Source organism: Pseudophaeobacter sp. C1-32P7, from assembly GCF_041008775.1.
In the GTDB taxonomy this organism is placed as follows: domain Bacteria; phylum Pseudomonadota; class Alphaproteobacteria; order Rhodobacterales; family Rhodobacteraceae; genus Phycobacter; species Phycobacter gallaeciensis_A.
The window spans coordinates 217,873-238,061 of the sequence record NZ_JAXGFR010000005.1 but is presented as its reverse complement, the minus strand read 5'-3'; the positions used below and the strand labels follow the sequence as shown (position 1 = coordinate 238,061).

Sequence of the window (20,189 nt, the reverse complement as noted above, 5' to 3'; positions counted from 1 at the left end):
TAGCATGGATTTGTCATCGCAAAAAGCGGCACCTTCAGACCGCGCACAACACGGGAGGCGATAATGACCGCAACAACCGCATTGGACGGGCTTGGCGCCAAGCTTTTGACCGGGGAAATCGAAGTGGTGGACTGCACCGGGGTTCTGGGGCCGAACACTCCGATCCTGCAGCTGCCGGAAGATTTCGCGAAAAACACACCCAAGGTCGAAATCCACAAGATCAGCGAATACGACGAAGACGGCCCCTTCTTTGCCTGGAACTGGATGAAGCTGGGCGAACACACCGGCACCCACTTTGATGCGCCGCATCACTGGATTACCGGCAAGGATTTCGAAGAAGGCTACACCGACACGCTGGACGTGCAGCGCCTGATCGCGCCGGTGAACGTGCTCGACTTCTCCAAGGAGTGCGGCGAAGATTCCGACTTCCTGCTGACCATCGACCACGTGAAGGCCTGGGAGGCCGAGCACGGCGAGATCAAGGCCGGTGAATGGGTCGTCCTGCGCAGCGACTGGGATCAATACGCCGACGACGAGGCCAAGTTCCTCAACGCCGATGAAACCGGTCCGCACACCCCCGGACCGACCGCCGAGGTGATCCAGTATCTGGTCGACAAGGGCATCGTCGGCTGGGGCAGCCAGTGCATCGGCACCGACGCAGGCATGGCCGGTGGCATGACCCCGCCCTTCCCGGCGCATAACCTGCTGCACGCCAACAACCGCTTTGGTCTGGCCTCGCTGGCCAATCTGGACAAGCTGCCCGCAAAGGGCGCCATCCTGATTGCCGCACCGCTGAAGATCCAGCGCGGCACCGGCAGCCCGATCCGCGCGCTGGCGCTGGTCCCCAAGGGATAAGAGCAGATGGCCGCCGCCCCTCACATCATCATCGGCACCGGGATCAATTCACTGGTCGCCGCCGCGCTGTTGTCCCGCAAGGGCAAACCGGTTCTGATGCTCGAACGCTCGGACCGCATCGGAGGCTGCCTGCGCACCGATGAGATCACGCTGCCCGGGTATTCCCATGATGTGATGGCGGCGACCTTCGTCCTGTTCCTCACCTCGCCTGCCTATGCAGAACTGGCGGGCGATCTGGCGAAACATGGGCTTGAGTTCTGTCACACGGACCGCCCCACGGCGGTCCTGCGCCCCGATGGCCGCGCCACCGTACTGACCATGGACCGCGCCGCCAATATCGCTGCCTTTGACGCGCTCAGCCCCGGCGACGGGGCGCAACATGGCCGCGACGTGGGCGGCATCGAAGCCGACGCCGACTTCCTCTTTGCGCTGCTGGGCGGACCGCTCTGGTCTGCTGGCACCGCCAAACTGCTGGCAAAACAGGCGTGGAAACGGGGCCTCAACGGTCTCAAATCCTGGGTCGGCGCAGCGCTGCAACCGGCGCGCGGCTGGCTGGAAAGCTCTTATGGCTCCGAAGACCTTCAGGCGCTTTGGGCGCCTTGGGTGCTGCATTGCGGCCTCACCCCCGAAAGCACTTATTCCGGCCAGATGGGCCGCGTCATCGCCTTTGCGCTAGAGGCCGCCGGGGCGCCGGTGGTCAAAGGTGGCGCCGGGGCTGCCGCCGAAGCCTTTGAACGGCTGATCACCGCCAATGGCGGCGAGATCCGTACCGGCACCGATGTGACGCGTATCCTTACCGAAAACGGCCGCGCCACCGGCATCGAAACCGCCGACGGAGAGGTCATCCGCGGCGCCTCGGTCATCGCTTCGGTCACGCCGTCGCAACTCTATGGCCGCCTGCTGCCGCAGGAAACCGCGCCGGAGGCCGCGAAGAACTACCGCCACGGGCGCGGCAATTTCCAGCTGCACTATGCGCTGGATGCCGTTCCGGAATGGCTGAGCGAGGGGCTGGAAGATGTCGCGCTTGTCCACCTCGCAGACGGGGTCGACAGCGTTTCGAAATCCGCCAACGAGGCCGAACGCGGCATGCTGCCGGAAACGCCCACGATCTGCGTGGGCCAGCCCCACCGCATGGACCCCACCCGCTGCCCGGATGGAAAGGCGATCCTGTGGCTGCAGATCCCCGACGCCCCCCGCGTTATCAAAGGCGACGCCGCAAAAGAGATCGACAGCGGACCCGAGTGGGATGAACCGACCCGCGAAGCCTTTGCCGACCGGATCGAGGCGATCCTGTCCCGTCACATCAAGGATTTCGACAAGATCAAACTGGCCCGCCGCGCCTATTCCCCTGCCGATCTTCAGGATCTGAACATGAACCTGGTGGGCGGCGATCCCTATGGCGGATCCTGCACGCTGGACCAGTTCTTTGTCTGGCGCCCCTTCCCGCAATCGGTCAATAACGCCACCGCAGTGAAGGACCTGCATCTGATTGGGGCCGCGACCCACCCCGGACCTGGTCTGGGCGGAGGGTCCGGCTACAACCTTGCAAAAAGGATGGGCGCATGAGCACGGACGACACCACCACGGCCACGGCAGACCAACCGGAGGCGGACACACCGCTGCCCCGTCTGGGCGAAATCGGGCTGGAAAACTTCCCCCCCTACCTGATGAACCGCATCATGGGCCGCTACAACGCGTCCTTGCGCGAAGAGATGGCGGCGCTCGGCCTCAACACGGCTAAGATGCGCGCCCTCGCCGTACTGTCGGTGCTCGACGGGCTGCTGATCCGTGAACTCGCCGTCTATGCGGTGGTCGAACAATCCACGCTCAGCCGGTCGCTGGACAAGCTGGAACAGGACGAGCTGATCATCCGCCGTCCCGACCCCGACGACAGCCGCGCCACCCGGATCTTCATGGCCCCCAAGGGCCGAGAGACGCAGGAAAAGCTCTGGCCGCATATCGCCGAGGCCTATGCCCAGATGTTCACCGGCATCAGCGCCGAAGAGCAGCGTCAGTTCGTGACCACCCTGCAAACCATCCTGCGCAACGTGCGCGTACACCAGATTTAACCCGACCGTCTTCCACGACGGTCCCCCAGAACGATATCCAAGGAGGCGCCAATGGCCGAAAGGTCGTTCAAGGCAGAAGTAGAGCACCTGCGCAAAGGTGCCGGGACCAGCTTTACCGGCGAAGGCATTCTGGCCATCACCAAGGCCCTGCTGGAAAACGGAGTCGGCTATGTCGGCGGCTATCAAGGGGCGCCGATCTCGCACCTGATGGACGTGCTGGCCGATGCCGAGGACCTGCTCGGCGAACTCGGCGTGCGTTATGAGGCGAACGCCTCCGAAGCGGCGGCAGCGGCGATGCTGGCGGCCTCGGTCCATTATCCCATCCGCGGCGCGGTTACCTTCAAGGGATCGGTCGGGGTCAATGTGGCCTCGGATGCGCTGGCCAACCTCGCCTCCTCGGGCGTCACCGGCGGCGCTCTTGTGGTGGTGGGCGAAGACTACGGCGAAGGCTCCTCGATCATGCAGGAGCGGTCCTATGCCTTTGCGATGAAATCGCAGTTCTGGCTCTTGGACCCGCGCCCGAACCTGCCGTCGATCGTGAAATCCGTGGGCGATGGCTTTGGCCTGTCGGAGGCGTCGAACACGCCGGTGATGCTGATGGTGCGGATCCGGTCCTGCCACGTGACCGGCACCTTTGAATGCCGCGACAACCAGCGTCCTGATCTGACCGTGCGCGATGCGCTGGCCAGCCCGCAGCGGGATTTCTCCCGCGTGGTGCTGCCGCCGATGTCTTATCAGCATGAACACGACAAGATCGACAACCGCTGGCCCGCCGCCGAGAAATACATTCTCGACAATGGCCTCAACGAACGCTTTGGCCCGAAAGAGGGCAAGGTTGGTCTGATTTGTCTGGGCGGCATGTACAACAGCGTCATCCGCGCCCTGCAACGCCTTGGCCTTGCGGATCTGTCGGGCAACACCGACGTGCCGCTTTACGTGATGAACGTGACCTACCCGCTGGTGCAAAGCGACCTTCTCGATTTCTGCGAGGACAAGGACGCCGTCCTGATGATCGAGGAAGGCCAGCCCGAGTTCATCGAACAGCAGCTTGGCGCCATGCTTTACAAGGCAGGCAGCAGCACCAAGCTTGAAGGCAAGGGCACCTTCCCCAAGGCGGGCGAATATACCGGCCAGGTGATGAAGGACGGCATCGACGATTTCCTGCGCACCTATGCCGCGCACCTGCTGCCCGGACAGGTTCTGGCCCCGAACGAACCGGCGCCCGAAATTCCCGACCTCAGCCAGACCGTGCCGATCCGCCCGCCGGGGTTCTGCACCGGCTGCCCCGAGCGCCCCATCTTTGCCTCGATGAAACTGGTAGAGCAGGAGCTGGGCAAGCATCAGATCTCGGCCGATATCGGCTGCCACCTGTTTGCCGCCCTGCCGCCTTTCGAAATCGGTGGGCAGACCATGGGCTATGGCCTTGGTCCGGCCTCCAACGCGGCCTTTGACGGCGGCGGCGAGAAACGCGCGATCTCGATCCTTGGCGACGGGGGCTTCTGGCACAACGGCCTCAGCTCTTCGATCGGCAACATGGTGTTCAATAAATCGGACAGCGTCGCGATCATCGTCGACAACTACTATTCCGCAGCGACCGGTGGGCAGGACATCCCATCCAGCCGCGCCAAGAACCCCAGCAAGGCGACCAACAACCCGATCACCAAGGCGCTGGAGGGTGCTGGCGTCAAATGGATCCGGCAGATCGACCGGACCTATGATGTCACCCAGATGCGCGCCACCATCCGCGAGGCGCTGACCACCGATTACGATGGGCCAAAGGTGATCGTGGCCTCCTCGGAATGCATGCTGAACCGGCAGCGGCGGGAGAAACCCCAGCGCAATGCCGCGATCAAGGACGGAACCCGTGTGGAGGTGCCACGCTTTGGCGTGGATGAGGATATCTGCACCGGCGATCACGCCTGTATCCGCCTGTCGGGCTGCCCCTCACTGTCGCTGAAGAAACTAGACGACCCGCTGCGCGACGATCCCGTCGCCCATATCGACCAGACCTGCGTCGGCTGCGGCAACTGCGGCGAGGTCGCTGATGCTGCGATCCTCTGCCCGTCCTTCTACGAGGCCCGCGTGGTGCACAACCCGACCGGTTTTGAACGCTGGACCGCAGGGTTGCGCAACCGGATGATTTCCTGGCTGCAGAACCGCCGCGCAGCGCGACGCCTGACCTTTTCCACCGACCTGAGCGAAGGAGCCGCGTGATGTCCATCGAACTGCCAATCGCATCTGGCGGAGACGCCACCCATCTGGACGGCGTCATCAAGGTCGCGATCCTTGCCGTGGGCGGACAGGGCGGCGGCGTCCTGACCAACTGGATCGAATCCCTGGCCCGCACCGAAGGCTATTCCGCGCAGGCGACCAGCGTCGCAGGCGTGGCGCAGCGAACCGGCGCCACCATCTATTACATCGAAATGGCGCCTGCCTCGGTGGCAACGCCGGTCTTCTCCCTCGCCCCGGCGCAGGGCGACATCGACGTGATGATTGCCGCCGAAATGATGGAAGCTGGGCGCGCCATCATGCGCGGCTTTGTCACCCCGGACCGCACCACTCTGATCGCATCGACCCACCGGGCGCTGGCAGTCTCTGAGAAAATGGTGCCGGGTGACGGCATGGCCGATGCCGCCGAAGTTCGCGCCGCCGCCGAAACCGCCGCGCGGCAACTGGTCATGGCCGATATGGAGCAGGCCGCTGTCGGTGTCGGCTCGGTGATCTCCGCGTCGCTGTTCGGCGCTCTGGCCGGATCCGGCGCTCTGCCCTTCAAACGCGCTGCCTTCGAGGACGCAATCCGCGCGGGAGGTAAGGGCGTCGAGGCCAGCCTGCGTGCCTTTGCCGCCGGATATGATCTGGCCCAGGGCGGGAAAGAGGCCCCGGCTGCAGCCGCCTCCACCCCCGCCGAGGCGGCTAAACCGGCGGGATCCGCCGGAAAGCTACGGGCCTATGGCGCGCTGCTGGACCGGATCAACGCACTGCCAGCTGCGGTGCAGGAACTGGCGCTGCCGGGCCTGCGCAAGGTGGTGGATTTTCAGGACATCGCCTATGGCGCCGAATATCTGGACCGGCTCGAAGGCATCCTGGGCCGCGACAACGCGGACCGGGGGTATGTGCTGTCGCGCGAGGCCGCGAAATACATCGCCAATGCCATGGCCTATGACGATGTGATCCGGGTGGCAGATCTGAAAACCCGCGCCAGCCGGTTCGACCGGATCGAGGATCAGGTTGGCAGTGCTGACAAGCTGATGACCCTGACCGATTATCTGCACCCGCGCGCCGAAGAGATCGCCGGTCTGCTGCCTGCGGGGCTTGGCGCCCGGATCGAGGCCAGCCCGGTCTGGATGAAACGGCTCGACCGGTTGTTCAACAAGGGCCGCCGCATCCGCACCGACCGCTTCCGTGGCTTTGCCCTGCTTTATGTGATGGGCGGCCTGCGCGGCTGGCGCCGCAAGAGCCGCCGCCACGCGCTGGAACAGGCGCATCTGGACGACTGGCTGAACCGCGTGATCGGCTATCTGCCCAGCAGCTATGACATGGCGGTGGAAGTGCTGCGCTGTCGGCGCCTGATCAAGGGCTATTCCGACACCCACACACGGGGCCTGTCGAAATTCGACCGGGTTCTGGACGGCGCGCGACTGGTCGAAACCCGCGACGACGGTCCCGAATGGGTCGCCCGCCTTCGCGAAGCGGCGCTGCTGGACGAAAAAGGTGAAGCCTTGGACGGCGCGCTAAAGACCATCCGCAGCTTTATCTGACCCCTGAAAACAGAACCTCCCGCGCCCAAAGGATGCCGTGGCCGTGCCACGACACCCTTTGCGGCCTTGGGCCCGGCGCCGCGCAAGGCGCGGCGCCGGGCCCAACAGAAGGCAGCCTTTCGCCAGAAAGGCAACCGACGGGCGGGAGGACGCCGCATCGCCGACCCCGCATCGGATCATCCTGTCCCTATCGACCTTCCAATGTGGCTGCGGCACCGATATGCAGGGAGCAACAGATCCCCTTGCAAGGACAGACAGCCGCGATGATCACCGCCCGCCTGCACGGCCGCCTTGGCAATCAGATGTTTCAATACGCCGCCGCCCGCGCGCTGGCCGAGCGCCTTGGCGTGGCCGTCGCTCTCGATAGCCGCGAAGCGGTGCGGCGCGGCGAAGGCGTGTTGACCCGGGTCTTTGATCTGGACCTGACCGAACCGGCTCCATTGCCGCCCCTGAAACAGGAGGCACCGCTGCGCTATGCGCTGTGGCGCGCCTTTGGCTCCGCTCCGACTTTCCGACGCGAACGTGGCCTTGGCTACAACGCCGATTTTGCGACCTGGGGCGATGGTAGCTACCTGCATGGCTACTGGCAAAGCGAGAAATACTTTGCCGCGATCGCCGACCGCATCCGGGCCGATTTCAGCTTTCCGGAGTTCACCAACGCGCAGAACGCCGACATGGCCGCCCGCATCCAGGGCAGCAATGCGATCTCGCTGCACGTGCGGCGCGGCGATTACGTGGCGCTTGCCGCCCATGTGCTTTGCGATCAGGCCTATTACGAGGCCGCCCTCGCCCGCGTTCTGGAAGGGCTGGAGGACACGCCAACCGTCTTTGTCTTCTCCGACGATCCGGACTGGGCCAAGGAAAACCTGCCCCTGCCCTGCGAAAAGGTGGTGGTGGATTTCAACGGCCCGGACACGGATTTCGAGGACATGCGGCTGATGACCCTGTGCCAGCACAATATCATCGCCAACAGTTCATTTTCCTGGTGGGCAGCCTGGCTGAACCAGAACCCGGAGAAACGCGTCACCGGTCCGGCGCAGTGGTTCGGAGATCCGAAACTCCACAACCCCGATATCCTACCGGATAGCTGGCACCGGATCGACGCCTGATCAGAAGGGCGCCTTGGCCCGGAACTTCATCGACTGTTCGCTATCGGGGTGTTTGATCCGCAGCTCTTCGGAATGCAGCATCATGCGGGGGAAATCCCGCGCCGCGCCTTCGGCATACAGCGGATCGCCCAGAATGGCGTGCCCCAGCGACAGCATATGCACCCGCAACTGGTGCGACCGGCCCGTCTTGGGCGTCAGCCGCACACGAGTCTCCCCGTCGCCGTATTTCATCACCCGCCAGTCGGTCACCGCAGGTTTACCCGTATCATGGCAGACCATCTGGCGCGGACGGTTCGGCCAGTCGACGATCAACGGCAGATCCACCGTGCCCGCCTTCGGCTCCAGCCGCCCGGTGACGCGGGCCACATAGACCTTGCGCGTGCTACGTTTCTCGAACTGCATCGACAGGTGCCGCTGCGCATGGGGCGTCAGCGCAAAGACCATCACCCCCGAGGTATCGCGGTCCAGCCGATGCACCAGCAGCGCCTCGGGAAAGGCAAGCTGCACCCGTGACAACAGGCAATCGGCGAGATGTTCACCCCGGCCCGGCACGCTCAGCAATCCCGCAGGTTTGTTCACCGCAAGGATCTGCGCATCATGGTGCAGGATCTCCAGCGGGTCCTGCGGCGGGGTGTAATCGCTCGATACCGTCATGGCCGCCTGCCTACTGCCTTGCTGCCGCCGGAGCAAGTTCCCGCCACGTCCGTCTTGCCCGGCCCGCCGCCGCAAGGGCAGGATCGCATCAACAAAGGGAGAGAAACCATGCATCCAACCATCACCCGCATGCAGGAGGTCGCCGCCAAGGGCGATGAGGCGCTGATCGCAGAGCTGCTGTCCGAGGACGTGAAATTCCTGCCCCCCACCTATTGGAAAACCTGGACCGGCCGCGCGCCGGTGGCGGCGGTGCTGGGCCATGTGGGGCAAGTGTTCTCGGACTTCCGCTATCGCAGGATCATGGGAGAGGGCAACGACTGGGCGCTGGAATTCCAGTGCAAGATCGGCGAGTTCGACGCCGTGGGCGTGGATCTGATAACCCTGGGTGATGACGGGCTGATCGAGGTCTTCGAGGTGGTCATGCGCCCCTATAAATCCGTCGGCGCCCTGCGCGATGCGATGAATGCACGGGTGCAGACCGATGCGCGCTTCCTGAAATTCCGTGAGGCACTCAGCTGAAATCCCCGATATTAGAGCCACATATTGGCAGATAACCCATGATCGCAGCCGACCAGATCCTGCGCCTGCCGCTGCTCCCGCTGTTGATTGCGCAGGGGCTGCACCTCCGGCGCCGGGCCTTGCGGCTGCCTGAGCCAGAGGGAGCGCGACAGGGAACTGCGGGATCCGGTGCGCCGCTGCGGCTGCTGATTGCCGGGGACAGTTCCGCCGCCGGTGTGGGCGCCGCGCATCAGGAGCAGGCGCTTACCGGGCAACTGGTGCAGCGGCTGGCACCCCGGTGGCAGGTTCACTGGCGTCTTGAAGCCACCACCGGGCATCGTACGGCAGATACGTTGCAGCGGCTGATGGCCCTGCCCGCGCAGCCCTTTGACGTAGCCGTACTGGCGCTGGGAGTGAACGATGTGACCGGAGCCGTCCCACAAGGGCAATTTGAACGGCAGCAACGCGATCTGGCACGGCTTCTAACGGATCGCTTTGGCGTGCAAAGAATCCTCGTCTGTGGGGTGCCACAGATGGAGTATTTCCCCGCCCTGCCGCAGCCGCTTGCCTGGGCGCTGGGGTGTCAGGCACGGCGGTTGGATTGCAGGCTTGCAGACCTCTCCGGGCAGATCGGCGGGTTTCACCATCTTCCGTTTGAATTGCCCAGTGACCCGGCGCTGGCCGCCGAGGATGGCTATCACCCGAACCCGCACGCCTATGCGCTTTGGGCGGACCGGCTGGCGAAAGAGATCGAAAACCCCTGATCAGAGCCTGATTCAGGTGACCTTCTGCACCTTCGGCTTGCGTCGCATCTGACGGATCAGGGGAATGGAATAGATCACCAGCGCCGCCCAGATCATCGGGAAGGCGATCATGCGGGCGTGGCCGAATTCCTCACCAAAGACAAAGACGGCGACCAGAAAGATCAGCGTCGGCGCGATATATTGCAGGATACCGATGGTCGACAGGCGCAGCAGCTTGGCACCATTGGCGTAGATGATCAGCGGCACCGCCGTCACCACGCCGCACCCCATCAGCAGCAGGCTTTGCCCCCAGCTGATGCCAAAGCTGCCCGTGCCTGTGGCGGTCAGATAGGACAGATAGGCCAGCGCGGGTACCGACAGGATCAGCACCTCCAGAAGGAACCCCTGATTGGGGCCGACCGGCAGCCATTTCTTGAAGAAGGCATAAAAGCCCCAGCTGAACGTCAGACCGACCGCAGCCCAGGGCAGGCTGCCGGTTTCCACGGTCAGAACCACAACCGCGGCCGCCGCCAAGGCGATCGCCAACATCTGAGTGCGGCTCGGCCGCTCCCCCAACAAAAGGGCGCCCAATGCGACACTAAACAAGGGGTTTATGTAATATCCAAGTGCTGCATCCAGCGCGTGATCGGTGGCGATGGACCAGACATAGATGCCCCAGTTCACCGAAATCAGTACCGCCGTGATGCAGGCCATCAGCAGGGTGCGCGGGCTGCGCAGGGCCGCGCGCAGATCGCCGGTGCGGCGCAGAACGATCAGCAGCGCCCCCGCCAAAGGCACCGACCAGATCACCCGATGGGCCACCACCTCGGCCGCGGGGATGTGCGACACCGCCTTCATGTAGAGCGGCAGGAACCCCCACAGCAGATAGGCCGTAATGGCAAAGGCCAACCCCTGAGGGGTGTCGACGTTCTCGCGCGTATGGGTGGTCATGGCAGCTCTCCTACGCGGCCTTTATGGCAGCTTTGCAGGCGAAGGGAATGCCCAAAACGCACAGGAATTGATCACGAAACAGATCACGCCGCACCATCGCCTGCATGGCTCGTCAGACCGAAGTATGACAAATTTGCCTGCATTAGAGCCTGATTCAGACCTTCACCCGCTCCGATTTCGGGTCATACATCGGCTTTAACGAAGCCTCTGCCTGCACCCGTGTCCCCATCACGTCGATTTCGTAAGAAGAGGCCAGAACCTCGGCAGCGCTTTCCCCTTCACACGGCACATAACCCATGCCGATGGCACCACCCAACGTATGACCATAGGCGCCCGAGGAGACATAACCGACGATCTCTCCATCGCGCAGCAGGGGTTCGTTGTGATAAAGAAGCGGTTCAGGGTCAGTCAGGCGGAATTGAAGCATCCGGGCCTTTGGGCCGCTCTCCTTGCGCGCGGCAACGGCCGCCTTGCCGATGAAATCAGGTTTGTTCAGATCCACTGCGAATCCCAGCCCCGCGTCGATCACGTGATCCTCGCAGGTGATGTCATGGCCGAAGTGGCGAAAGCCCTTCTCGATCCGGCAGCTGTCCATCATATGCATGCCGCAGAGCTTCAGATCCATGTCCCGCCCGGCATCCTGCAGCACCTCGAAAACGTGCCCTGCCATATCGGACGAAACATAGATCTCCCAACCGAGTTCACCGACATAGGACACCCGATGCGCGCGGGCCAGCCCCATGCCGATCTCAATCTCCTGCGCGGTGCCAAAAGGGTTCACCGCGTTGCTGATATTATTGGGAGAGACCTTCTGCAGCAACTCGCGCGAGCGTGGCCCCATGACCGCCAGGACGCCCTCCCCCGCGGTTACATCGGTAATGGTCACGCGGTAATCCCCGACCAGCCGCCGCATGCGGGTCTCATCCGCCAGCCGGGTCAGGGCAGGCGTCACAACCAAGTATACAGTTTCTGACAGGCGTGTGACTGTCACATCCGCCTCGATCCCGCCGCGGCTGTTCAGGAACTGGGTATAGACGATCTTGCCCACAGGGGCAGACATGTTCGCGCCGCAGATTTGGTTCAGGAAACTTTCGGCATCCGGTCCTTCCACACGGATTTTCCCGAAGGAGGACATATCGTACATGCCAACGTTTTCGCGCACCGCACGGTGTTCGGCGGCGGAGTTCTGGAACCAGTTCTGCCGCTTCCAGCTATAGCGGTATTCCCGTTCCTGCCCCGCCTCGGCAAACCAGTTGGCGCGCTCCCAGCCCGCCAGTTCGCCAAAAACCGCGCCCGCCTCAGCCAGTTGGTGATGGAAGGGAGAGCGCCGCACCCCGCGCGCGGTTGCCTTTTGCCGATAGGGGAAGTGATCGGCATAAAGCAGGCCCAGCGTTTCCTTGGAGCGCTCGAACAGGTAGTGTTTGTTGCCCTGGAAGGGATGCATGCGGGTGATATCCACATCGCCCAGGTCAAAGGGCTTTTCGCCATCCTGCATCCATTGCGCCAGCGCCATGCCCGCGCCACCCGCCGACTGGATCCCGATCGAATTGAACCCCGCCGCGACCCAAACGTTGTCCATCTCGGGCGCCAGTCCCAGGTGATAGGCATCGTCGGGCGTAAAGCTTTCGGGCCCGTTGAAGAAGGTATGAATCCCGGCATCGGCCAGCATCGGCATCCGGTTGCAGGCGGCCTCCAGGATGGGCTCGAAGTGATCGAAATCCTCGGGCAGCTGGTCGAATTCGAAACTGTCGGGAATGCCCTTCATCCCCCAGGGTTTCGCCTTGGGTTCAAAGGCGCCCAGCATGATCTTGCCCGCATCTTCCTTGTAATAGGCGCATTCATCCGGCACCCGCAGCACCGGCATCTGGCTGAGCCCCTGGATCGGTTCCGAGACGATGTAGAAATGCTCGCAGGCGTGCAGCGGCACGTTGACGCCCGCCATACGGCCCACTTCATGCCCCCACATGCCAGCGCAGTTCACCACCATGTCACAGGCGATATGCCCCGTATCAGAGCCTGAATCGGACACCCAGTCCACTCCCGTCACCCGCCGTCCTTCGCGGGCAATGCCGGTGACCTTGATCCTCTCCTTGACCAGCGCTCCGCGCTGGCGGGCACCCTTGGCCAGGGCGAGCGCGATATTCCCCGGATCCGCCTGACCGTCGGTCGGCAGCCAGACACCACCGGTGACGCCATCGAGGTTGATATGGTCGTAGCGCGCTTTCACTTCTGCCGGGGAGAGCTCCTCGACCGGCACGCCAAAAGCCCGCGCCATGGCGGCATTTCGGTACAGCTCCTCCAGCCGTTCATCGGTCAGCGCGACCGAGATTGACCCTACCTGCCGCATACCGGTGGCAACGCCGGTTTCTTCCTCCAGCCCGAGGTACAGATCGGCGGAATAGCGCGCCAGCTTCGTCATGTTGGAGGATGCCCGCAGCTGCCCGATCAGCCCGGCCGCATGCCATGTGGTGCCAGAGGTCAGCTGTTTGCGCTCCAGCAGGACCACATCCTGCCAGCCGAGTTTCGTCAGGTGATAGGCCACCGAACAGCCCACCACGCCGCCGCCGATGATGACCACGCCGGCCGACTTTGGAAGATCGCTCATCTCATGCTCTCCGAACCGATTTACGGATCAGAGTGGCACAGACTTGCGTCAGAAAATGCATCAAAAACGTCAAACGGGGGAATGTCTTATCCCCGACCCGTTTTTTCAAACCGGCCGTGGCGCCCCAGAATGCGCACTGTGGGCGGTTTCAGACACCGGGCGGGTGCGGCGCTGTTTGCGCAGGGCAAAGGGGGTGATCCCGAAAACGGATTTGTAGAGCGAGGAAAACCCGTTGGGAAACCCGCAGGCTAGGCCGATCTCACGCACGCTGAGCGTGGTGTTCAGCAGCAGGTTGTTCGCCTTGCTGAGCCGCATTTCCCGATAAAACCCGTTTGGCGTGGTGCCGAAAAACGTCCGGAACTTGCGCTCCAACGAGCGGTTGGACAGGCCCAGTTCGGTGACGATACTGCGGATTGGCATCGGCTCTTCGATATTGGCCTGCATCAGGCGGATGCAATCGTCCAGATCCCGGTCGCCCGATGTGGTCGGCGCATGACCGGCAAAGGGTTGCAGCGAGGCAAAGTCGCGGATGTGGTCGTGCAGCAGGATATTGGCCACCGTGACCTGCGCCGCCGCCGAGGTCAGCTGCCCAACAAGGGCCAGAACCACATCGGTGGTGGCGCCCATGCCGGCACAGGTCACCACCAGACCATCCTGACGGGCCAACGCATAGGCACCAAGATCCAGCCCAAGCTGTTCACGCAGCAGGTCCGAGTTCTCCCAATGGGTGGTGTGCGCCCCCGCCCCGCCGGACTGGCTGCGGATATGGCGGGCGGCGGCTTCGGCCAGCAGATAGACCTGCGCGCCGCGGCTGGTGTAGCTCTGGACCACCCGGCCCAGCGACAAGCCCGGATGCGCCGGATCGGAATTGCCAAGGACAAAGGCAAAATCAGCCTCTGGCTTTGCGGCGAAACACTGGGTGTCGACGCTCAGCCCTGACCGGCAGGTGATCTGCCCGCCAGAGGCAGAGCGCACCGTCCAGTCGAACAGAGGGCGCGCCAGCACTCGGTTGGCAATGCGCAGCGTGTCGGTGACTGCGGCCATTTCCGTCAGTACGAACCCATCGCAGACCAGAATGTCGAAATGCCAGCCTTGCGAGGCCTCTTTCAGATCCGAACCCTTCTGATCCACTCCGTGTACCCTCATTCAAACAGGACGTTAGGCCCGCAGGCGCGCGTTTTCCGGATCCCAGAGCGGTTCATCCTTCTGGACCACGGCCCGGTGCATTTGTCCGTAGATCTCCACCTCCAACTCGGTGCCGGGCGTGGCTAGATCACTGCGCACCATGCCCAGCGCGACAGAAGCGCCGACGCGGTATCCCCAATCGCCCGAGGTGGTCTCGCCCATGATCTCGCCATCCTTCCAGATGCAGGACATATAGGGCGCGTCCGCCTCACCCGCCTCGACAATCAGAGTGACAAACCGTTTGGCCGGGCCATCCTGCGCCTCTGCCGCCAGTACCGCCTTGCCGGGGAAATCATGCGGCTTGTTCAGTCGAATGAACCGGTCGAGGCCCCCTTCGATGGCCGAATAATCGGTGGACAGGTCGCCCTTCCACGCGCGGTACCCTTTCTCGATCCGCAGGGAATTCAACGCATACATGCCAAAGGGTTTCGCGCCTGCCTCCAGAACTGCCTCATAAAGCGCGGGAATATCATCTGGCGCGGCGTGGATTTCCCAGCCCAGCTCCCCGGCAAAGGACACGCGCGCCAACCCGCAGTCGCGCCCAACGATCCGCGCGCCCTGCACTGACAGCCACGGCAGCGACAGATCCGCCTCGGTCCCGATGGCGGTGAAGATCTCGCGCGCGGCGGGGCCAGTGACGATCAGGGTCGAAAAATCTTTCGTCCGGTCGCTGAGGGTGATCCATTCCGGCAGGTCATGTGCCAGAACATCGTAATCGTGCCATTGCGCCATGGCGGCGGTGATCAGCATGTAGTGATCCTCGCCATGCCACATCACGCTCATCTCGGTCAGGATACGGCCTCGGGGATCGGTGAAATAGGCCAGCCCCATACGCCCCTCACCGGGCAAGCCGCCGGTGATCTTGCCGAGCAGCCAGTCGCGCGCGCCGGGTCCCTTGACCTCGAACCGGGAAAATCCTGGCAGATCGAGCACACCGCAATGGTCGCGCACCGCCTCGCATTCCTCGCGGATGCGCTGCTGCCACGGTCCAGCGCGGCCCCAGGTGCGGGTGGCTTCCTCGGAGGTGTCATCGCCGTCTTTCGCGAACCAGTTGGCCCGTTCCCAGCCGTTGTAGGCGCCCATCTGACCGCCCAGCGCCTTGACCCTGTCATGAACCGGCGACAGTTTCCGGTCGCGTCCGGCAGGCCATTCGTGGCGCGGGAAGTGCATGGCATATTCGTGGCCGTAGACCTCCAGCCCCTTGGCGACGCAGTATTCGTGATCGGTGTAGTCGGTATAGCGGCGCGGATCGCAGGACCACATGTCCCATTCGGTCTGCCCATCGACAATCCATTCCGCGAGCACCTTGCCCGCGCCGCCGCCCTGCGCGATGCCAAAGGTAAAGACGCAGGCCTCAAAGGCGTTCTTCACGCCCGGCATGGGGCCAAGCAGCGGCAGCCCGTCCGGCGCATAGGGGATCGGCCCGTTGATTACGCGGGACACGCCCGAGGTCGCCAGCGCAGGCACCCGCTCCATGGCGTCGGTGACGATTTCCTCGATCCGGTCCAAATCGTCGTTCCACAGCTGAAAGGAGAAATCCTCGGGCATGGGGTCGGCCTCTGTCTCCCAATGGGCGCGGCAGTTCGGCTCATAGGGTCCAAGGTTGAAACCATGTTTTTCCTGCCGCAGGTAGTAGGACACATCCACATCGCGCAGGAGCGGCAGTTTCTTACCGGTCTCCTTGGTATGGGCCTCGATCTCGGGGATTTCCTCGGAGAGAAGGTATTGGTGGCTCATCACCATCATCGGCACGGTGCGCCCGCCGTAGGGTTTGAACCATTCCCCCACCCGCTGCGCGTAATAACCGGCCGCATTCACCACGTAATCGCAGGCGATATCGCCCTTGTCGGTGTGAACGATCCAGCCGTCGTTTGTTTGCGTAACGCCGGTCGCGGGGCAGAACCGCAGGATCTTCGCCCCCATGTCGCGCGCGCCCTTGGCCAGGGCCTGCGTCACCTGCGCCGGGTCGATGTCCCCGTCATTGGGATCATACAGAGCGCCCGCCAAATCATGCGTTTCAAGGAAGGGATAGCGCGCCTTGGCCTCTTCTGGGGTCAGGATCTCCATCCCCATGCCCTGATAGCGGCCCATGGCGGCAGCACGCTCGAACTCCTGCATGCGTTCCTTGGTGTGGGCCAGCCGGATCGAGCCGGTCTGGTGGTAGTTCATTGGGTAATCGACCTCGTTCCCAAGTCGTGCGTACAGCTCGGTCGAATACCGCTGCATGTTCATAATCGACCAGGAGGTCGAGAAGGTCGGCACATTGCCCGCCGCGTGCCAGGTCGATCCCGCCGTCAGCTCATTCTTTTCCAGCAGCACGCAATCGCTCCAGCCGCGTTTGGCCAGATGATACAGGGACGAGCAGCCGACAACGCCGCCGCCAATGATGACCACGCGGGCCTTTGATGGAAAATCAGACATATCCGCTCCCTGTTGCTGCGGGTGTTATGGTTTCTGCGGCAGCCCGTCGGCGATCTCGTAGTAATCGCCCTTGCTGGCGCAAAAGATGTGCTTTTCGATCTTCAGCCCGCTGGGGTCCTCGACCGCGCCAAGGGCAAAGCTGATCGTGTCCTCGTCATGGGCCTTCCAGAACAGAAAGGAGCCACAGCGCGCGCAAAAGCCCCGTTCGGCGCCCGCGCTGGCCGCGTACCAGCTGACCGGACCGTGAAGGATCAACTCGGTTTCCGGCACATAGGCCGAGGCCCAGACACCGCCCGATTGCTTGCGGCACTGGCTGCAATGGCACATCGACGATCCTTGCGGCGCGGCGGCGGTTTGAAAGCGGATATCACCGCACAGGCAGGCTCCTCGGATCATTGCACGCCCTCCAACTGCGGTGTGCTGCTGGCCCCCAGTAGCACGCCATAGACGATGAAGCAGACCGCCAGCAGGCGGCGGATCCAGACGTTGAACACCGCCTTCAGCGCCGCCTTGCCCATCAACACACCCAATAGGGTGAACCCCGTATAGCTGAGCGTCGTCAGCACCAGTGCCGTGGGCATGATCACCGACATTTGCTCCCAGATCGGCACACCGGGCTGCACGAACTGGGAAAAGGCGGCAAGGTATCCGGCAACGCTTTTGGGGTTGATCGTGGCGACCGCCAGCGCGTGCAGGTAAACATGGCGTGCCGGGCGTTCCACTGCGGGCGTAGGGCGCGTTGCGTTGATCCAACCACGCACGCCAAGAAAGATAAGAAAGCCCGCCCCGATTACCTTGGCCACGAAGAACCCGGTGGGCGAGGCCGCGATCAGCGCCGTCACCCCCAGCGCCGACAGGATCAGAAAGGCGCTGGCCTGCGTCAGGATCGCCAGCACCCCCAGCATCGCCTTGGACAGGCCCAGCGTCATGCCGTTCGAAATGCAATTCACTGCATTGGGGCCGGGCGTGGTGACAAAGACCACCCAGAACAGGGCAAACAGGGTCCAGGCTTCAAAACTCATCAGTCATATCTCATGCTTTAATAAACGGGCGGGGCAATGACCCAGACCGCCACGGCGGGCGCGTCATATGGGTTGGCCCATTGATAGGGTTCGTGACGGATGCGGAAACTGTCGCCGAGACCGACAGTAAAGGCGTGCCCGCCGATCACCAGATCCAGCTGCCCCGAGATCATGTAGCCAACCTCTTGCGTGGGGCGGTTGGCCGGGGTCTGCATGCGGGACTGCGGTGCGAAGGTAGAATGCACCATCTCAAAATCATCGGTCAGGTCCGGCGACAGCAGTTCCTCGATCAGACCTTCTTCGCCCGATCCCATCGGGCGGCGGGCACCTGCACGCACCACATAGCCCTGTTCGTACGCGGGCACGTTGGAATGGGCAAAGAGCATGGACATGGGCACGCCCAGACATTGTGCGATTTGGCGCAGATCGGAAATCGACGGTTCGGACAGGTCCCGCTCAACCTGGCTGAGCCAGCCCACCGACCGGTTCAGCCGCGCCGCGATATCGGCCAGCGTCAGCCCGCGCGCCTTGCGCAGGGCGCGGATATCCGCGCCAAGGGTCGCTGTCTGTGGGGATAGATCACTCAATGCCGGTTCCGCTTCGTGAAAAAAACACATCTCTTTTTCACGCTGACTCACATTGCATGAAATTTCAAAGCATTTTTTCACGAAACCCGCAAAAAGCCAGTCAGGCGGCAAAGACCTGTTTGAGGATGGCGCCCAGCTGATCCGCATCTTCCTGGGTGAAGGCATCGGGCTGGTCGCTGTCGATGTCAAAGACGCCGATTACCTCGCGCGCCTTGTTCCAGACAGGCAGCACCAGTTCAGACCGGGTGGAGGAAGCACAGGCGATATGGCCGGGGAAGGCCTCAACATCCGGCACCAGCTGCACTTCGCCGCTGCGCGCCGCCGCGCCGCAAACGCCGCGCGAGAACGGGATCTGCAGACAGCCGTGTCCGCCCTGGTAGGGGCCGATTTTCAGCAGCTCGGGCGCCACCACGCGATAAAACCCGGTCCAGTCGAACCGGTCATCGCTGTGATGCACCTCGCAGGCGACGGTGGCCATCAGGGCGACCTCATCGGTTTCGCCCTCGGTCAGGGCGGCGATGGTCTTTGCCAAAGTGGTGTAATCGAGGCTCATCTGGTCGGCTCCCGGGTCAGTCTGTTCTGGTGCTGCTGTATCCCGCGCAGGCGCAGGCGACGCAAGGCCCCCTTCACGCGGCGGTGTTCAGCGCGCCCCGCAGCCAGCCTGCAGCATCGGATATGGCTTCATCCGCCTGCGGGATCACCTTGGTTAGGTTCAGGAAGCCGTGGATCTGCCCCGGATACTGCTTCACCGTGACGGGCACGCCTGCCTGCTCCAGCGCTGCCGCATAGGACAGGCCATCGTCCCACAGGGGATCATGCCCCGCCAACAGCACGAATCCCTGCGGCTGCCCGGCCAGATGGGTCGACATCAGCGGCGATATCTCGGGCGCCAGACGGTCCTGACCTTGGGGAATATACTGATCCATGTACCACTGCATCCGCGGCAGCGACAGCAGCGGGTGATCCTGCAAGGCCTGCACCGAGGCCGAGGTGAGCCGCGCATCCACCGCCGGATAGATCAAGAGCTGCGCCCGGGGCAGAGGTTTGCCCGCTTCCGACAGGCTGTGCATCAGGCTGGCCGTCAGATTCGCCCCCGCGCTGTCGCCCCCGACAGCAATGCGCGCCGGATCGATGCCAAGATCCTCCGCCCGCTCTAGCAAGGCCAGATAGGAGGCCAGCACATCCTGCGCCGCCGCCGGAAAGGGATGTTCCGGTGCCAAACGGTAGCTGACTGAAACCACCCGCACCCAGGCCCGCACCGCCAGTTTCGCACACAGCGCATCATGGGTGTCGATACTGCCCTGTATCCAGCCGCCACCATGCAGATAGATCAGCGTCGGAAGGCTTTGCGCCCCGTCGCATTCGGCAGGGACATAGACACGCGCAGGCCGGGGACCATCGCCGCCCGGCAGGGTCATGTCGTTGCGCGTAACCGGCTCCCGGCATGGGGCATCGAATTTTTCCACGAAACCGGCGAGTTGCACCCGGCTGTCCTCAACCGTCGGCTGGACTGCGGGATCGCGCACCAGACCAACCAGATCCGCAACCGCCTGCGCCTTGGGGTTGGCCCGCCGTCCATCGACCACGGGCAAGGCCCCACCATAAAGCAGGCGCACCGCGCTCTCGGGCAGCAGCACCCGAAGCAAGGCCCAGATCAACTTTACTTTCTTCATTGGAAATCCCCCGCACTGAAATCACCTGCACCCCGCCAGAATTCACGGCGGAGACAGGG

At 63.3% G+C, this 20,189-nt stretch carries 18 protein-coding genes; 8 read left to right on the top strand and 10 right to left on the bottom strand.

Going from position 1 to position 20,189, the window contains the following annotated elements; translation table 11 throughout:
- Positions 1 to 63 precede the first annotated feature (63 nt).
- From SM763_RS09680 to SM763_RS09655, 6 genes are all read left to right on the top strand, one after another.
- Positions 64 to 855 (top strand): cyclase family protein, encoded by a 792-nt coding sequence (locus tag SM763_RS09680; RefSeq protein WP_065271831.1) that lies wholly within the window; start codon positions 64 to 66, stop codon positions 853 to 855.
- A 6-nt stretch (positions 856 to 861) separates the two neighbouring features.
- On the top strand, positions 862 to 2,421 hold the full coding sequence (locus SM763_RS09675; protein WP_368998373.1) for a phytoene desaturase family protein: 1,560 nt from the start codon (positions 862 to 864) through the stop codon (positions 2,419 to 2,421).
- Positions 2,418 to 2,924, top strand: coding sequence for a MarR family winged helix-turn-helix transcriptional regulator (locus SM763_RS09670; RefSeq protein WP_065271833.1), 507 nt, complete (start codon positions 2,418 to 2,420; stop codon positions 2,922 to 2,924). The genes SM763_RS09675 and SM763_RS09670 overlap by 4 nt, the downstream gene beginning before the upstream one ends.
- A gap of 51 nt (positions 2,925 to 2,975) precedes the next feature.
- On the top strand, positions 2,976 to 5,138 hold the full coding sequence (locus tag SM763_RS09665; protein ID WP_368998372.1) for a thiamine pyrophosphate-dependent enzyme: 2,163 nt from the start codon (positions 2,976 to 2,978) through the stop codon (positions 5,136 to 5,138).
- Positions 5,138 to 6,682: an indolepyruvate oxidoreductase subunit beta family protein gene (locus SM763_RS09660; RefSeq protein ID WP_368998371.1), complete on the top strand. Its 1,545-nt coding sequence runs from the start codon at positions 5,138 to 5,140 to the stop codon at positions 6,680 to 6,682. Before SM763_RS09665 ends, SM763_RS09660 begins: the two co-directional genes overlap by 1 nt.
- 263 nt (positions 6,683 to 6,945) lie before the next feature.
- Positions 6,946 to 7,791, top strand: a complete 846-nt coding sequence (locus SM763_RS09655; protein WP_368998370.1) for an alpha-1,2-fucosyltransferase — start codon at positions 6,946 to 6,948, stop codon at positions 7,789 to 7,791.
- On the opposite strand, the gene SM763_RS09650 is transcribed toward SM763_RS09655, so the two are convergent.
- The gene (locus SM763_RS09650; RefSeq protein WP_368998369.1) at positions 7,792 to 8,445 is read right to left on the bottom strand and encodes an RluA family pseudouridine synthase; all 654 of its coding nucleotides are present in this window, start codon (positions 8,443 to 8,445) and stop codon (positions 7,792 to 7,794) included.
- 108 nt (positions 8,446 to 8,553) lie between these two features.
- Between SM763_RS09650 and SM763_RS09645 the strand changes: the two genes are divergently transcribed.
- On the top strand, positions 8,554 to 8,964 hold the full coding sequence (locus SM763_RS09645) for a nuclear transport factor 2 family protein (RefSeq protein WP_368998367.1): 411 nt from the start codon (positions 8,554 to 8,556) through the stop codon (positions 8,962 to 8,964).
- Positions 8,965 to 9,002: 38 nt separating this feature from the next.
- Positions 9,003 to 9,707 (top strand): SGNH/GDSL hydrolase family protein, encoded by a 705-nt coding sequence (locus SM763_RS09640; protein WP_368998366.1) that lies wholly within the window; start codon positions 9,003 to 9,005, stop codon positions 9,705 to 9,707.
- Positions 9,708 to 9,719: 12 nt separating this feature from the next.
- Here SM763_RS09640 and rarD read toward each other — a convergent pair whose 3' ends face one another.
- The 9 genes from rarD to SM763_RS09595 all read right to left on the bottom strand — a co-directional run bounded on the left by rarD (position 9,720) and on the right by SM763_RS09595 (position 20,130).
- A complete protein-coding gene (gene rarD, locus SM763_RS09635; protein WP_274835260.1) occupies positions 9,720 to 10,637 on the bottom strand; it encodes an EamA family transporter RarD in 918 nt (305 codons plus the stop codon).
- A 154-nt stretch (positions 10,638 to 10,791) separates the two neighbouring features.
- Positions 10,792 to 13,242 (bottom strand): GcvT family protein, encoded by a 2,451-nt coding sequence (locus SM763_RS09630; RefSeq protein WP_368998365.1) that lies wholly within the window; start codon positions 13,240 to 13,242, stop codon positions 10,792 to 10,794.
- Positions 13,243 to 13,347: 105 nt separating this feature from the next.
- Positions 13,348 to 14,286: a GlxA family transcriptional regulator gene (locus tag SM763_RS09625; protein WP_368998418.1), complete on the bottom strand. Its 939-nt coding sequence runs from the start codon at positions 14,284 to 14,286 to the stop codon at positions 13,348 to 13,350.
- Between the two features lie 114 nt (positions 14,287 to 14,400).
- The gene (locus SM763_RS09620) at positions 14,401 to 16,848 is read right to left on the bottom strand and encodes a GcvT family protein (RefSeq protein ID WP_368998363.1); all 2,448 of its coding nucleotides are present in this window, start codon (positions 16,846 to 16,848) and stop codon (positions 14,401 to 14,403) included.
- Positions 16,849 to 16,872: 24 nt separating this feature from the next.
- A complete protein-coding gene (locus SM763_RS09615) occupies positions 16,873 to 17,244 on the bottom strand; it encodes a GFA family protein (RefSeq protein WP_368998362.1) in 372 nt (123 codons plus the stop codon).
- Positions 17,241 to 17,870 (bottom strand): LysE family translocator, encoded by a 630-nt coding sequence (locus SM763_RS09610; RefSeq protein ID WP_274829873.1) that lies wholly within the window; start codon positions 17,868 to 17,870, stop codon positions 17,241 to 17,243. The genes SM763_RS09615 and SM763_RS09610 overlap by 4 nt, the downstream gene beginning before the upstream one ends.
- 17 nt (positions 17,871 to 17,887) lie before the next feature.
- Positions 17,888 to 18,487: a helix-turn-helix domain-containing protein gene (locus SM763_RS09605; RefSeq protein WP_490363277.1), complete on the bottom strand. Its 600-nt coding sequence runs from the start codon at positions 18,485 to 18,487 to the stop codon at positions 17,888 to 17,890.
- 70 nt (positions 18,488 to 18,557) lie between these two features.
- Positions 18,558 to 19,010, bottom strand: coding sequence for a GAF domain-containing protein (locus tag SM763_RS09600; protein WP_368998359.1), 453 nt, complete (start codon positions 19,008 to 19,010; stop codon positions 18,558 to 18,560).
- 73 nt (positions 19,011 to 19,083) lie between these two features.
- The gene (locus SM763_RS09595; RefSeq protein WP_368998358.1) at positions 19,084 to 20,130 is read right to left on the bottom strand and encodes an alpha/beta hydrolase; all 1,047 of its coding nucleotides are present in this window, start codon (positions 20,128 to 20,130) and stop codon (positions 19,084 to 19,086) included.
- Positions 20,131 to 20,189: the final 59 nt, after the last annotated feature.

Excerpts from the sequence above, each read along its gene's own strand:
- SM763_RS09600 (WP_368998359.1), bottom strand. The coding sequence starts at position 19,010 with ATGAGCCTCGATTACACCACTTTGGCAAAGACCATCGCCGCCCTGACC.
- SM763_RS09660 (WP_368998371.1), top strand. The coding sequence starts at position 5,138 with ATGTCCATCGAACTGCCAATCGCATCTGGCGGAGACGCCACCCATCTG.
- SM763_RS09595 (WP_368998358.1), bottom strand. The coding sequence starts at position 20,130 with ATGAAGAAAGTAAAGTTGATCTGGGCCTTGCTTCGGGTGCTGCTGCCC.
- SM763_RS09675 (WP_368998373.1), top strand. The coding sequence starts at position 862 with ATGGCCGCCGCCCCTCACATCATCATCGGCACCGGGATCAATTCACTG.
- SM763_RS09645 (WP_368998367.1), top strand. The coding sequence starts at position 8,554 with ATGCATCCAACCATCACCCGCATGCAGGAGGTCGCCGCCAAGGGCGAT.
- rarD (WP_274835260.1), bottom strand. The coding sequence starts at position 10,637 with ATGACCACCCATACGCGCGAGAACGTCGACACCCCTCAGGGGTTGGCC.
- SM763_RS09605 (WP_490363277.1), bottom strand. The coding sequence starts at position 18,487 with ATGTGTTTTTTTCACGAAGCGGAACCGGCATTGAGTGATCTATCCCCA.
- SM763_RS09615 (WP_368998362.1), bottom strand. The coding sequence starts at position 17,244 with ATGATCCGAGGAGCCTGCCTGTGCGGTGATATCCGCTTTCAAACCGCC.
- SM763_RS09670 (WP_065271833.1), top strand. The coding sequence starts at position 2,418 with ATGAGCACGGACGACACCACCACGGCCACGGCAGACCAACCGGAGGCG.
- SM763_RS09650 (WP_368998369.1), bottom strand. The coding sequence starts at position 8,445 with ATGACGGTATCGAGCGATTACACCCCGCCGCAGGACCCGCTGGAGATC.
- SM763_RS09620 (WP_368998363.1), bottom strand. The coding sequence starts at position 16,848 with ATGTCTGATTTTCCATCAAAGGCCCGCGTGGTCATCATTGGCGGCGGC.
- SM763_RS09665 (WP_368998372.1), top strand. The coding sequence starts at position 2,976 with ATGGCCGAAAGGTCGTTCAAGGCAGAAGTAGAGCACCTGCGCAAAGGT.
- SM763_RS09610 (WP_274829873.1), bottom strand. The coding sequence starts at position 17,870 with ATGAGTTTTGAAGCCTGGACCCTGTTTGCCCTGTTCTGGGTGGTCTTT.
- SM763_RS09640 (WP_368998366.1), top strand. The coding sequence starts at position 9,003 with ATGATCGCAGCCGACCAGATCCTGCGCCTGCCGCTGCTCCCGCTGTTG.
- SM763_RS09680 (WP_065271831.1), top strand. The coding sequence starts at position 64 with ATGACCGCAACAACCGCATTGGACGGGCTTGGCGCCAAGCTTTTGACC.
- SM763_RS09630 (WP_368998365.1), bottom strand. The coding sequence starts at position 13,242 with ATGAGCGATCTTCCAAAGTCGGCCGGCGTGGTCATCATCGGCGGCGGC.
- SM763_RS09625 (WP_368998418.1), bottom strand. The coding sequence starts at position 14,286 with ATGGCCGCAGTCACCGACACGCTGCGCATTGCCAACCGAGTGCTGGCG.
- SM763_RS09655 (WP_368998370.1), top strand. The coding sequence starts at position 6,946 with ATGATCACCGCCCGCCTGCACGGCCGCCTTGGCAATCAGATGTTTCAA.